General features: G+C 37.0%; 9 protein-coding genes. 5 read left to right on the top strand and 4 right to left on the bottom strand.

Translation table 11 applies throughout. The annotated features are described in order from the left end of the window. Positions 1-410 precede the first annotated feature (410 nt). Positions 411-3023 carry a glycoside hydrolase family 3 C-terminal domain-containing protein gene (locus tag PMAN_RS05730; RefSeq protein ID WP_010556360.1) on the top strand — a complete coding sequence of 871 codons (2613 nt, stop codon included), beginning with the start codon at positions 411-413 and terminating at the stop codon, positions 3021-3023. 27 nt (positions 3024-3050) lie between these two features. Next, positions 3051-4493, top strand: a complete 1443-nt coding sequence (locus tag PMAN_RS05725) for a sugar porter family MFS transporter (protein WP_010556359.1) — start codon at positions 3051-3053, stop codon at positions 4491-4493. Positions 4494-4660: 167 nt separating this feature from the next. Here PMAN_RS05725 and PMAN_RS05720 read toward each other — a convergent pair whose 3' ends face one another. Continuing rightward, complete coding sequence (locus tag PMAN_RS05720) at positions 4661-5701, bottom strand: LacI family DNA-binding transcriptional regulator (RefSeq protein WP_010556358.1); 1041 nt, start codon at positions 5699-5701, stop codon at positions 4661-4663. A 470-nt stretch (positions 5702-6171) separates the two neighbouring features. Here PMAN_RS05720 and xylB point away from each other — a divergent pair, with 470 nt between their 5' ends. Both xylB and xylA read left to right on the top strand, forming a co-directional pair. Beyond that, a complete protein-coding gene (gene xylB / locus PMAN_RS05715; protein WP_033035450.1) occupies positions 6172-7629 on the top strand; it encodes a xylulokinase in 1458 nt (485 codons plus the stop codon). A 30-nt stretch (positions 7630-7659) separates the two neighbouring features. Beyond that, complete coding sequence (gene xylA, locus PMAN_RS05710) at positions 7660-8979, top strand: xylose isomerase (protein ID WP_010556356.1); 1320 nt, start codon at positions 7660-7662, stop codon at positions 8977-8979. A gap of 553 nt (positions 8980-9532) precedes the next feature. Here the strand turns inward: xylA and PMAN_RS05705 are convergent. Together PMAN_RS05705 and PMAN_RS05700 are read right to left on the bottom strand one after the other, a co-directional pair. Next, a complete protein-coding gene (locus tag PMAN_RS05705; RefSeq protein ID WP_010556355.1) occupies positions 9533-10267 on the bottom strand; it encodes a ThuA domain-containing protein in 735 nt (244 codons plus the stop codon). Positions 10268-10417: 150 nt separating this feature from the next. Then, on the bottom strand, positions 10418-12433 hold the full coding sequence (locus tag PMAN_RS05700) for a response regulator (protein WP_242032456.1): 2016 nt from the start codon (positions 12431-12433) through the stop codon (positions 10418-10420). A 176-nt stretch (positions 12434-12609) separates the two neighbouring features. Here PMAN_RS05700 and PMAN_RS05695 point away from each other — a divergent pair, with 176 nt between their 5' ends. Beyond that, on the top strand, positions 12610-13482 hold the full coding sequence (locus PMAN_RS05695) for a gluconeogenesis factor YvcK family protein (RefSeq protein ID WP_010556353.1): 873 nt from the start codon (positions 12610-12612) through the stop codon (positions 13480-13482). Here PMAN_RS05695 and PMAN_RS05690 read toward each other — a convergent pair. After that, the gene (locus PMAN_RS05690; protein ID WP_010556352.1) at positions 13479-13811 is read right to left on the bottom strand and encodes an Hpt domain-containing protein; all 333 of its coding nucleotides are present in this window, start codon (positions 13809-13811) and stop codon (positions 13479-13481) included. The genes PMAN_RS05695 and PMAN_RS05690 overlap by 4 nt on opposite strands. Between the last annotated feature and the right edge of the window lie 15 nt (positions 13812-13826).

Raw genomic sequence — 13826 nt, 5'->3', positions numbered from 1 at the left:
TTCCCTCATTGAAGTTCAAAAAGTACTGATCGTATTTTTTAAATTTCAACCCTTTTAGTGTGTGTGGTTATCATGCAAAGCTAGAATCAGATAAATAGCGGGTAAAATCGCCTAACTAACCACAAATACATCTATTTGAACGCCAAAATTAGTTTTTATTTGAACATGACGCTGAGTTTAAATACTGTCATCTTGATATATTAACCATGAAAATCAATAGCTTACAAAGTAAAGCTTAAAATAAACAATATATTAACAAAATTAACTGTTTTTATCTTTAAGAGATGTATAAATTTACGTTAATACGTGTATCTATACGTTCAAATTCATATTTAACTTACACTTAGACGACGTTAATAATTTCCTTTGTTAATTTATTTTTATCACACACAAATAAAGAGTTGATAACAATGGTTAATAAAAATATAAAAAGTCTTTTTGTACTTACAGCATTTGCTGTATTAGTAGGTTGCGATAACGATGAACAATCGATGCAGCCCCCTCCACTGTATTTAAACGAATCAGCCTCTATTGATGAGCGCGTAAACGATTTAGTAACAAGGCTTACATTAGAGGAGAAAGTTGCTCAACTATTTGATAAATCCCCAGCAATTGAGCGCTTAAACATACCAGAATACAATTGGTGGAACGAGGCGCTGCATGGTGTTGCAAGAGCGGGGAAAGCAACAGTTTTCCCGCAAGCAATTGGTCTTGCTGCTACATTTGATGAAGACTTGATGTTAAGAGTTGGTACCGCAATTTCTGATGAAGGCAGAGCGAAACATCATGCTTTTTTAGCCGAAAATAACCGTTCTATGTACACAGGCCTTACCTATTGGTCGCCAAATATTAATATATTTAGAGATCCACGATGGGGACGCGGGCAAGAAACTTACGGTGAAGACCCATACTTAACAACGCGTATTGCAGTTAATTTTATAAATGGTTTGCAAGGCGACAATACTGAATATTTAAAATCAGTTGCAACACTTAAGCACTATGCTGTACATAGCGGCCCAGAAGTTTCAAGGCATAGCGACGACTATACAGCATCCAAGAAAGACTTAGCTGAAACCTACCTCCCTGCATTCAAAGATGTCATTGCACAAACAAAAGTTGCATCTGTAATGTGTGCTTACAATAGCGTAAATGGCACGCCGGCTTGTGGAAACGACGAGCTTATTCAAAATAAACTAAGGGATGAATTTAATTTTGATGGCTATATTGTATCGGACTGTGGTGCTATTGCAGATTTTTACGATGTAAAGTCACATAACATCGTAAATACTGAGGCTAAAGCAGCTGCAATGGCACTTAAAACCGGTACTGACTTAAATTGCGGCGACCATCATGGCAATACATACAGTTACTTATCGCAAGCAGTAAAAGAAGGTTTAGTAGAGGAAAAAGATGTTGATAAAGCCTTAAAAAGGTTGATGTATGCCCGTTTTAAACTTGGCATGTTTGACAATCCCGAAAATGTGCCTTATTCAGACACTTCTATAGATATTGTAGGCTCTAATAAGCATTTAGCTTTAACACAAGAAGCAGCTAAAAAATCTTTAGTACTTTTAAAAAATGAGCAAGTATTACCATTAAAGGGAAATGAAAAAGTAGCCCTTATAGGTCCAAATGCTGATAACGAAGCTATCTTATTAGGCAACTACAATGGTATGCCAATAGTTCCAATAACACCAAAACTAGCACTTGAACAACGTTTGGGTAAAAATAACCTTACATATACTGCAGGCTCAAGTATTACCGGTGAAGTTTATACACATTACCAACCTATTAAAGCAAAGCATTTTTTTCATCTAGATCATAATAATCAAATGCAACCGGGATTAATTGCACAATACTATCCTTCAAGTAATTTTGACCGCCAACCTGTAAAGCGTGAAATAGAAAAAAATCTAGATTTTAGCTGGGAGCGCTCCCCTATTGATAACTCTATAGAACAAGAATTTGCTGTAAAATGGACCGGAATCATTAAACCCCAAGAAACTGCTGAGTACCATTTTAAATCAAACAACGTTGATTTCACACTTAATGGGCAGAGCGTTAATGGCGCTATAACACTTGAAAAAAATCAAAGTTACCAGCTAAACGCTGAATCTAAATTTAACCACTTTTGGCATAGTAATGTTATTAATCCAACGGCGAGTCTTACATGGTTGAAAAACCCTCAAAGCCTTACACAACAAGCACTAAATAATGCCAATGAAGCGGATGTAATTGTATTTGTAGGTGGCATTAGTGCCAATCTTGAAGGTGAAGAAATGCCACTGCAAATAGACGGGTTTTCTCATGGAGATCGCACCAATATTAATTTACCTAAAAGCCAACTTAATTTGCTTAAAAAACTAAAGCAAACAGGAAAACCTATTGTACTTGTAAATATGAGCGGTAGTGCAATGGCATTAAATTGGGAAAATGAAAATATTGACGCAATTATCCAAGGGTTCTACCCAGGTGAAGCAGCCGGAAGTGCGCTAGTAAGCCTACTTTACGGCGAGTATAGCCCATCAGGTAAATTGCCCATTACATTTTACAAGTCTGTATCTGATCTACCTGATTTCAAAGATTATTCAATGAAAAACCGTACCTATAAGTACTATGAAGGTGAGGTACTTTACCCGTTTGGTTTTGGCTTAAGTTATGCTGACTTTAAATACAAAAACACACGTCATTCAATAGATGCAGGCTCAGGAGATTTAAACCTAACAACAACAATTACTAACCAAAGTAGTTTTTCAGCTGACGATGTTGTTCAAGTTTATGTCTCTATGCCTGATGCGCCGATAAAAACACCAAATAAGCAATTAGTGGGCTTTAAACACATTACCCTAAAAAACGAATCGAAAAACGATATTAAATTTACTATTCCTAAAAATAAACTCTCTTATATTAATGAGCAAGGCATTGCCGTTGCCTACAAAGGACGTTTAATTATAACAGTAGGCTCTGGACAGGGTATTAAAATACCAAAAGATAAATTTACAGTGACTAACATTGTTTTATAAAAATAATAAAAATTTAGGAAATATAAAATGGAAAATACAGCAACAGATCCCACACTCAGTGGTGCATCTATTAAATTAGCAAATAATGAAAATGAGAATTTGCTACGTATATTTTTTATTGCGTGCGTAGCTGCGATTGGTGGTTTTTTATTTGGCTTTGATAGCGGTGTAATTAATGGCACAGTTGATGGGCTTATAGGTGCTTTTAACTCAGACAATGTAGTAACAGGATTTAATGTAGCAAGTATGCTTTTAGGCTGTGCTATTGGTGCATTAATAGCAGGTAAGAGTGCCGACCATTTTGGTCGTAAAAAGGTATTACTTGCGACCGCTGTTCTTTTTATTATCAGTGCATGGGGTTCAGGCATTGCAGGGGCGTCGGGAGAGTTTATAATTTATCGCTTAATTGGTGGGTTAGCAGTAGGTGCAGCCTCTATAATAACACCTGCTTATATAAGCGAAATTGCCCCAGCACGTTTACGTGGCACGCTTACTTCTATTCAGCAAATTGCTATTATTCTAGGACTATTTTTCTCTTTTTTAAGTAACTATTCATTAGTACAAATATCTGGTAACTCCACCGACGTACTTTGGTTTGGCTTTGATACGTGGCGATGGATGTTTTGGATAGAGCTAGTTCCTGCAACTATGTTCTTAGTCACTTTACTTTTTATTCCAGAAAGCCCGCGTTTTTTAGCAATGAAAAACAAACAACAAGCAGGCTTAAAAACTTTATCACAGTTATTTGGTGCTAAAAACGCCAAGTCAATGTGGGAAGAAATTAGGCAGTCATTAGGTAACAGCGAAAAAACAAAAATAACTAACTTATTTCAGGCAGGTACTTTTAGCCTAAAACCTGTAGTTTATATTTCAATTGGGCTTGCCATACTACAGCAACTAGTCGGTATTAATGTGGTGTTTTATTACGGAGCAGTACTCTGGCAAGCAGTTGGCTTTTCAGAATCAGATGCGCTTTTTATCAATATTATTAGTGGCGTAATCAGCTTGGTAGCCTGTTTCATTACCTTATCGCTTATAGATAAAATAGGCAGAAAGCCATTTTTACTAATTGGATCACTAGGCATGACCTTCTCACTTGTCGGTTTAGTTGTTGCATTTTCTAACGGCACTATAGACCCTCAAGGACAATTACAACTTGGCGACTGGGGCTTTACCGCACTTGTACAGGCCAACTTATATGTATTCTTTTTTAATCTTTCATGGGGTCCAGTAATGTGGGTAATGCTCGGCGAGATATTTCCAAATAACATAAGGGGATTAGGCTTAGGGGTTGCAGGACTTGCTCAATGGCTCGCTAACTTTTTAGTCACCATGACCTTTCCGATACTGCTAGCTGGCGGAGGGCTTGCACTTGCGTATTCGCTATATGCTTTTTTTGCTTTTATATCAGTACTTTTTGTTATTTATTTAGTAACAGAAACCAAAGGAACGAAACTAGAAAACGTATAATTTTACCGTCATGAATTATTTAACTTAGAACTACAACCCTTTGCGTCTATTCTGTTAATTGATTAGACGCATTGCCTTCTTTCTGGTTGAGCCTCATAAAAAAAGTATTAATACTAACTTTAAGCAACTTTTCTAAATCGCCAACATAACGCTGAATAGTCGCTTGTTTAGTTGTTTTTATTGGCTGAGCTTGATTCTCTTTCTATTAATTCAAAATCTAAAATATGCCTTAAGTCTACGCTTTTTACATTGCTTAAATCGTTATACTGACCCGATGCAAGTAAAGTAATGGCAAGCTCAGCCATTTCATTAATGGGCTGTTTTACCGTAGAAATATTTGGCCACACTATGGTTGCAAGTTGCGTGTCATCAAAACCAACAACCGACAGTTCGCTTGGAATATTAATACCTTGTTTTTGAGCTATTGAGATCACGGCCGCTGCCATATCATCGTTTGCAGCAAAAATAGCTGTAGGTTTATCATCAAGCGAAAGTAAATTCATTGCCGCTTCCATACCCGATTGATAAGTAAAGCTGCCCTGCTCTATATACTCAGGAGGCGTTATTATTTTATTAGAGCGCAGTGCATCTAAATAACCTTGGTAACGCAAACGGCTTACACCTTGTTTAGTGTCGCCAATAATATGTGCAATTTTGCTATGCCCTTGATTTATTATATGCTCTGTAACATCAAACGCTGCTTGGTAATCGTCCATGCATATATAAGGGGAGCGATTTAATTTTGTATCTGGCGTTATTCTTACAAATGGTACTTGTGCTTTAGTAAGCACATCTAAAACCTGTTCGTTGTCGCACATAGGAGGCAGTAAAATCATGCCATCAACCTGTGTAACATCAATAAGTTGCTTTACCGATTCAATTGTTTTGTCAATATCGCTATGCGCTTCGTCAACAACAAGGTGGTAGCCCAATGCGCGGCATTTTTTAAGCGCAGCCAATAAAAACTGGCTTATGTAAGAGTCACTTGGGTTATCGTACAACAGTCCTAAAAAGAATGACTTAGTGCTAGCAAGGCGCCTAGCTGACACATTAGGTCTATAGTTCAATTGCTCAACAACCGCCATTACTTTTTCGCGGGTTTTGTCGCTTACTTTTTTGTCTTGGTTGAGCACGCGCGAAACCGTCATCATTGATACGCCCGCCTTTTCAGCTACATCTTGTATTCTTGCTCTTTTAAGGTCGGCCATTTCTTATTACCTACTCACAATCAATCGGTTATTATAATTAACTTTAATTTTTTATTATACATAATGGCGAAGTCTAATATTGTTTGCATTGTGTTTTAAATAATTACTATTAATACAGAATCAAAATAAAAACAGATGTTAGCGCCAACAAAGTCAGTAAAAATACAACAAATACCTTTTCATTAACACACTTAAAAATAAACCCGAACAGAATATTACATTTAATTTTGAATAAATTAATAGCCTTTTGCTCTAGCCCCTTGAAAATATAATGAGTTTAGATCGTCTTTAGCCAATAATTTAAATTTATTCCCTTAATTTATTTTTTGAATTCTGAAATTCATCACTACTAACTATGTAACAAATTTAAATGTTGATTATAAAGCATACTTTAAAAACTAGCTTGACTTAACAATATAAAATCAACTATGTTAGCGCTAACACTAAAACAACATTTAAGTACATCAATTATGTTACTTGGTATCGATTTAGGCACTTCAGGTGTAAAAGTAATTATTTTAGACGAGCAAGATCAATTGCTTGCTCAAGCAAGTCGATCTTTGAGCGTTTCACGCCCTGCACCACTTTTTTCTGAGCAAAACCCTACAGATTGGTGGCTTGCAACATGTAGTGCAATGGAGGAGCTTAAAAATACTCACCCTGCATTACTAAAATTGGTAAAGGCTGTGGGTCTATCTGGGCAAATGCATGGCGCTACGCTGCTTGATAAAAACAATAATATTATTCGCCCCGCCATTTTATGGAACGACGGGCGCAGTGCCGCGCAATGTGTAGAGCTTGAAAAACGCGAACCTAATTCTCGTAATATTACCGGCAACATAGCAATGCCGGGTTTTACTGCCCCTAAATTGGTGTGGCTAAAAGAGCTTGAACCAGAAAACTTTGCAAAAGTTGCCAAAGTATTATTACCAAAAGACTACCTACGCTTTTTAATGACCGGTGATTTTGCATCAGACATGTCTGACTCAGCAGGCACAATGTGGCTAGACGTAGAAAAAAGAACATGGTCTCAAAAAATGCTCAGTGCTTGCGACTTAACAGAGCAACACATGCCTACCCTATATGAGGGCACACAAATTACAGGCAAATTAACAGCCCAAGTTGCTACTAAATGGGGAATGGAGCAAGTACCCGTTGTTGCAGGGGGTGGCGATAATGCCGCAGGCGCTGCCGGTGTTGGCGTAGTAAAACCTAAACAAGCGTTTTTATCGTTAGGAACGTCTGGCGTTTACTTTGTTGCCAACGAAAAATACCTACCCAACCCTGAAGGTGCTGTACATACTTTTTGTCATTGTATTGAAAACACCTGGCACCAAATGTCAGTGGTATTAAGCGCAGCAAGCTGTTTAACCTGGGCTACTCAATTAACTGGTTTTGAAAACGAAGGTGCCTTGCTCGAACAAGTAAGCAAATGCGATTTTAGCAAACCAAGCTCAGTAATATTTTTGCCTTATATAACTGGCGAACGTACACCGCACAATAACCCCGATGCCAAAGGCGTTTTTTTTGGTTTAGACAGCGACACCGATGCAGCTGCCCTTGGCCGTGCAGTACTGGAGGGCGTTGCTTTTGCCTTTGCCGATGGCCAACAAGTACTGCTTGATGCTGGTGCGCAAATTGACGATGTAACCGTCATTGGTGGTGGCGCTAAAAGCCCGCTATGGGGGAAAATCATCGCAAGTGTACTTAATCGTCCCCTTATTTACCGAGAAGGCTCAGAAGTTGGTCCCGCATTTGGCGCTGCAAGACTTGCCCGAATAGCAGTAACACAACTCCCAGCACAACAAGTGTGTGTTAACGGCAAAGTAACGCAAATAATTGATCCAGATCCAATCATGCAAGACTTTTACGCACAGCAATACACGACATACAAAGCACTTTACCACAGCCTAAAAACATACTTTTAATACACGATTATAAGATTAATGGAGCACATCATGAGTGAGCAATTTTTTAAAAACGTAGAAAAAATTAAATTTGAGGGTGAAAACTCTAAAAACCCATTTGCATTTCGTTACTACGACGAAAATAAAGTCGTTCTTGGTAAAACAATGAAAGAGCACCTTCGTTTTGCAGCGTGTTATTGGCATAATTTTTGTTCTACAGGGTTTGATATTTTTGGTGAAGGTACGTTTGACCGTCCTTGGATCCAACCTGTCGGCAACCAATTAGAACTTGCGGAACAAAAAGTAAAAGTAGCCTTTGAATTTTTCGAAAAGCTAGGCGTTCCCTACTTTTGTTTTCATGATGTTGATATTGCCCCTGAGGGTAAAACACTTCAAGAAAGTCACGATAACGTAACGCACATAGCAAACATTATCGAAAAAGAAATGCAGCGTACAGGTGTAAAATTACTGTGGGGTACTGCTAACTTATTCTCAAACAAACGTTTTTGTGCAGGTGGTGCAACAAACCCTAATCCTAATACGTATGCATATGCAGCAGCGCAAGTTAAACATGCAATGGAAATTACACATCGTTTAGGCGGTGAAAACTACGTACTTTGGGGCGGCCGTGAAGGTTACGATACACTACTAAATACAGACCTTGCACAAGAAAGCGAACAGTACGCACGCTTTTTAAAAATGGTGGTAGATCATAAGAAAAAAATTGGCTTTAAAGGCACATTATTAATTGAGCCAAAACCACAAGAGCCAACTAAACATCAGTACGATTACGATACAGCAACAGTGGCAGGCTTTTTACATAAGCATGGCTTACAAAACGAAATTAAAGTAAACATTGAAGCGAACCACGCAACACTTGCAGGTCATAGCTTTCATCACGAAATTGCCGTTGCTTGCGCAGAAGGCATTATGGGTAGTATTGATGCTAACCGTGGCGATATGCAAAACGGATGGGATACAGACCAATTCCCTAACGATGTAGCCGAGTGCACACTCATCATGTATGAAATTTTAAAAAATGGCGGTTTTACAACAGGTGGCTTTAACTTTGATACTAAGCTTCGTCGTCAATCATGTGAACGCGATGACTTATTCATCGGTCACATTGGCGGTATGGATACAATGGCTAAAGCATTACTCAATGCAGCAGCAATGATTGAAGGTGGCGAGCTGTCTGACTTTGTTGAAAAACGTTACGCTGGCTGGAAAGAAGAGCTAGGTCAAAGCATTCTTAATGGTGAGCAATCACTTGAGAGCCTTTCAGCCTTAGTACATGGACAAAATATCAACCCAGAGCAGGTATCAGGACGCCAAGAACTGCTTGAGAATATTGTTAACCGCTACGTATAAGGACATAGCCTCGGTTTTATAACCGAGGCAAACTTTATTAAGAACTAATCACACAGATCAGAAATATTCACAATAGTTATTGAGACGGGCGTTTTTCAGCTGCCAAAAACCCTAACCTGTTGATAATAATTAAATTTTGGTTGTTCATATAATCTAAAAAAATTACGTTATTATGAATGCACAATTGCAAAATCACCAAAATACACACAGTAACGTTGAGGTTTTTTGCTATAGATTACTTTAGATTTGAACAAGGAGCTTTGGTTATAAAATACTGAAAATAGCCCATGAACAGATATGTACGTTATCAGGCGGCAGCAAAGCATTGAGTGAGAGCATAAATCATCGTTTAATGTTTATAAGCTAATAAATAAAAACCGCATACATATTTAACTTCGCCAAACTAAAGCAATAATCAAACTGCTGTAAGGATAAACAGCCAAAGAAGCTCATCAAACTTTCAAACGTGAGATAATTACTTCTTATTTAAGCCTTTCCCCGTTGCAGCCCAGTATATGCCACCAAAAATATGTTCGGTCAAAAACTCACTGTTCTAAACCGCGCTTGTATGCCCAAGAGCCGTATAAAATGAGCGGCCACCGTCATAGTTTTGGTACCACGAAATTGGATGAAACGCCCCCATACCTTTACCTATTTTATTATTGCCCCAGTCAACATGTGGATTATAACTTTGCTCATCTACCGTTAGTAAATAGTTTAATTTACTCAGCTCTGGACCAAATTCGTACCATTCGTCAGTCCATAACATTTGCTGTGGCATATGATTTAAACCAATAAAGCTAGTATTGGCCACTTTACTTAAAACTGCAGTTTGAATAACTGGGTGAAAACTAAAAGAGCGCCCTACTAATCTTTGATACCACGGCCAATCGTACTCAGTATCAGACGCACTATGAACTCCAACAAACCCCTTTCCAGATTTTATAAATCGCTCAAATGCTTTTTGCTCTTGAGTGTTTAAAATATCTCCCGTGGTTAATAAAAAGATCACGACATCAACATTAGCTAAATATTTGTCATTAAAATAATGACTTTCTTCGTGCCAAACTAAATTAAAATGATGTTTGTTAGCTAAACCTTCAATTGCTTTAACGGCGTTAGTTTTAGACTTATGATGCCACCCTTCGTTTTTTGTGAATAAAAGGACATTAAATTGTTTCTTAGGCAACGTTTCAAATCCCACCCCATAGCTTTTGGTTGCAGTTAAGATGAGTATAACTGGTATAACAAGGGCTGAAATAAAAACTCTGAAAAAGGCAAAAAACATAATATTCCTTATAAATTTATTAGCAAACAGCAAGTTAATAATTAAATAGTGGGTTGGGCTAAAGCTAAAAATACAAATCATCGTAAACTATAAAATTTAACTTATCCTAAGTTCTATTTTTTATAGTGTCTACACATCAATTACGTTATTTCAACGTGGAAATACCCCTTTTAAAGCAGCTTCGAGTTCTTGAAATTTAATTGGTTTAGTAAGCACCTTATTCATTCCCACCTTAAAACAGGATGCTTTATTATCTTTTTCTGCATTAGCGGTTAATGCGTAAATTGGTACATCGCTGACTAATTCATCTCTTATATATTCTGCTGCTGTTAAACCATCCATTTCAGGCATCATGATATCCATTAATACTAAATCAAACTTTTTACGCGAAAATAAGTCAATCGCTTCACGCCCATGATTAGCAAGCGTAACTTTATGATTTAGCTTTTCTAAATACGCCTTAATAAGGACTTGATTTGTTTTGTTATCCTCAGCGACTAAAATAGCCAGTGCCGATTGTGTATAAATTACATTATCAACAATATCGCTTGTGTGGGCCTCTTCAAATGGAATAGAAATAGTAAACGTACTACCTAAGCCAAGCTGGGTATCTACTGTTATGTCTCCTCCCATTATGCCCAATAAATTTTTTGAAATACTTAACCCTAAACCAACCCCTTCACTTTTGCGGTTTATGCTGTCATTCACTTGGCTAAATGGCTTAAAAATTAAATCTAAATGCTTTTTAGCTATACCAATACCCGAGTCTTTCACTTCAATAACGAGCTGCTCATTTTGTAAAACTACATTTAAATTTATTTGACCATGTGTTGTGTACTTAAACGCGTTACTCATTATGTTAAATAATACTTGTCCTAATCGGTACTGATCTCCAACAACGTATTGTGGGATGCTTTCATCGATGTGCGTTGTAAAAAGAATATCATCTGACTTTTCAATAATATTAAACTGCCCTACTATATTTTCAGTTAGTAGCTTTATATCAAATGGTTTTTTTAGACATGAAACCGTGCCTGATTCGATTTTTGAAAAATCGAGCACATCAGTTATTAGACCATATAAGATCTCAGTGCTAGAGTTAGCATAATTAACAAGTTGCTGTTGCTCGGGGCTAAGCTCTGTATCAAGTAGTAACTCAATCATACCCATAACGGCATGAATAGGTGTTCTAATTTCATGAGACATCACACTCAAAAATTTAGATTTTGTTTGGCTTGCTTCTTCTGCCTTTAAGGTTTGTGCCTGAAGTTCAAACTCGCGCTGTTTAGAAGTAGTAATATTTTTTGCAAGCCCCATGTAACCCAAAAAGTGTCCTAACTTATTATAAAGAGGTTTACCGCTTAATATGACCCAAAAATTTTTATCGGCTTCAATCTCAAATTCAAAATTATGAAAATCGTCACGGTCATCAATTAGCTGGTTAAATTGCTGCCATTTTTCTGTATTTTGCTTTTCATTATCTGTAATGATGTGTTCAATTTTATGACCAATAAAAAGCTGATCGTACACATTCCCTATAGTTTCAATATTATTAATACTTTCAAATACCATTAGCGGGTTTAATCGCCAAAACCACTCTGACCCATACTCTTTAAATAGGCTAGAGAGTGTCGTAAATTTATGTATAAGCGATAAAGCTTTGTCCGTTTGTTTAGCTAACTTAATTTGACTTATTAACGTAAAAAACGCCTGCTGCAACAATATTTTTATTGTGTCTGAATTAACAAGTTGTTCGCACTGCTGTGCATCTACATTTGTAAAAATAAATATGCCTTTATCAAATTGTGTGTTCACACTAAACAATAAAGAATTTTTTAGTTTTAATGTTTGAATTGAATATAAAATCGAAAACTCGAGCTCTTCAATTTGTTGAGGGTATTGGCATATAACATAACCGTGCTCAGCTGTTTGTGTAAACAAAGAACACTCAGACCACATTTTGTCACTAAACTGGTCATTCGTGGTCGCTATTGTCTCGTAATACCTATATTTGTAACTATTGATGATTATACAGTCAGTATATTTAAGCCTTGACTCAAATACCGATCTCAACAGATTCAACAAATCAGCGCCGTACTCACAATTAGCTAAATCTATTAAATGTTTTTGTAATTCAGATACACACAGATGTTCTGTTTTATTCACACTCATTTTCCTCATCAATATGCATCGCGTTTTGCAAAAGAGAAATTTTAAACGGGCCTTGCTCAATTAAATATAGATTAAAAAACAATATAAATCATCATGTTAATTGTTATAAAACTTTTGGAATAATAAATGCAGCTTACATGTGAAATAAATAAAAATACAAAGGCTCAAAAATGAAAATAGTGTGTATTGGTGGCGGACACGGATTAGCTCAGGTTTTAAGCGCAATTAAGCCAATGAGTAGTAATATAACCGCTATTGTCGCAACCACTGACAATGGTGGTAGCACAGGTAAAATTAGAGCTTCACAAGAAACCATTGCGCTTGGAGATATACGCCGTTGCTGCTTGCAGCTTGCAGGTAAAAAATCTACGTTCAACGCAATTTACGAACATAGATTTACACAAGGGCAACTTGCTGATCATTGTTTAGGTAATTTAACACTACTTGGTTTAATGGAGCTGACCGGATCTGCAACCAAAGCCATTGCGCATTTTAATATTATGCTTGGCAATACAGAAACCGTTTTACCCATGACAGAAGTACCCACTGACCTTGTTGCTGAATTGAATAACAATGAAAAAGTAATGGGCGAATGTGAAATTGATTCACTGACTTCTTTACCTAAAAGTGTATCACTATCAAAAAATGTTCCTGCAGGTCCGGGCTGTGTAAACGCCATTTTAGAAGCCGACTTAATTATTATTGGCCCAGGCAGCATTATCACAAGTATTTTACCCGCATTTTTAGTTAATGATATAGCGGCAGCTATTCAAAAAACATCGGCGTGTCGTATTTTTATTGAAAACTCAAAAGAAGAAAAAAGCGTAATGAAAAACACCCAAACCGCTGGTGTGGATTGGCTTGCAGAGCAACTAGGATTTAAGTTGTACGACTTGAGCATTCCGCCTTCTGCAATTGAAGAAATATTACAGGGCAGCAAAAACATCATTAAGAACAGGGCTCATTTGCATGACATAGATGAGCTAAACAATGTGTTTTCTGGATTACTAAAAATGCCCATTCAATTGAGTAATCATTTTTAAATATTTTGGATAATGGATTCTAGCTGTTTAAACGTCTCTGCGCTTTGCTCATCAGCTATTTTTAACAAACTGTTGAGCTCCTCAGCGCTATGCTCAATTTTTACAATGGACTCGATTGAATTACACGTGTCTCCAAGACCCGAAGCGCCAAAACTGTACGCGCTGCTTTTAAGACTATGCGCACTAATTTCAATTTCACTGAGGTTTTGTGTATTGATCAAAATATCAATTGTTTTTTTAGATTCGTTTATAAACGTTTTTAGCAGCTCTACTGCTAACTCGTTGCCTACATCACTTTTGAGCTGTTCAATTGTTGAGTAATTAATCATATATATCTTTTGGGG

This window comes from Pseudoalteromonas marina (assembly GCF_000238335.3).
GTDB classification, from domain to species: Bacteria; Pseudomonadota; Gammaproteobacteria; order Enterobacterales; family Alteromonadaceae; genus Pseudoalteromonas; species Pseudoalteromonas marina.
This window is presented reverse-complemented; position numbering and strand designations above follow the sequence as displayed.

Coding starts and splice junctions, on each gene's coding strand:
- PMAN_RS05730 (WP_010556360.1), top strand. CDS start 411: ATGGTTAATAAAAATATAAAAAGTCTTTTTGTACTTACAGCATTTGCT.
- xylB (WP_033035450.1), top strand. CDS start 6,172: ATGTTACTTGGTATCGATTTAGGCACTTCAGGTGTAAAAGTAATTATT.
- xylA (WP_010556356.1), top strand. CDS start 7,660: ATGAGTGAGCAATTTTTTAAAAACGTAGAAAAAATTAAATTTGAGGGT.
- PMAN_RS05705 (WP_010556355.1), bottom strand. CDS start 10,267: ATGTTTTTTGCCTTTTTCAGAGTTTTTATTTCAGCCCTTGTTATACCA.
- PMAN_RS05725 (WP_010556359.1), top strand. CDS start 3,051: ATGGAAAATACAGCAACAGATCCCACACTCAGTGGTGCATCTATTAAA.
- PMAN_RS05720 (WP_010556358.1), bottom strand. CDS start 5,701: ATGGCCGACCTTAAAAGAGCAAGAATACAAGATGTAGCTGAAAAGGCG.
- PMAN_RS05690 (WP_010556352.1), bottom strand. CDS start 13,811: ATGATTAATTACTCAACAATTGAACAGCTCAAAAGTGATGTAGGCAAC.
- PMAN_RS05695 (WP_010556353.1), top strand. CDS start 12,610: ATGAAAATAGTGTGTATTGGTGGCGGACACGGATTAGCTCAGGTTTTA.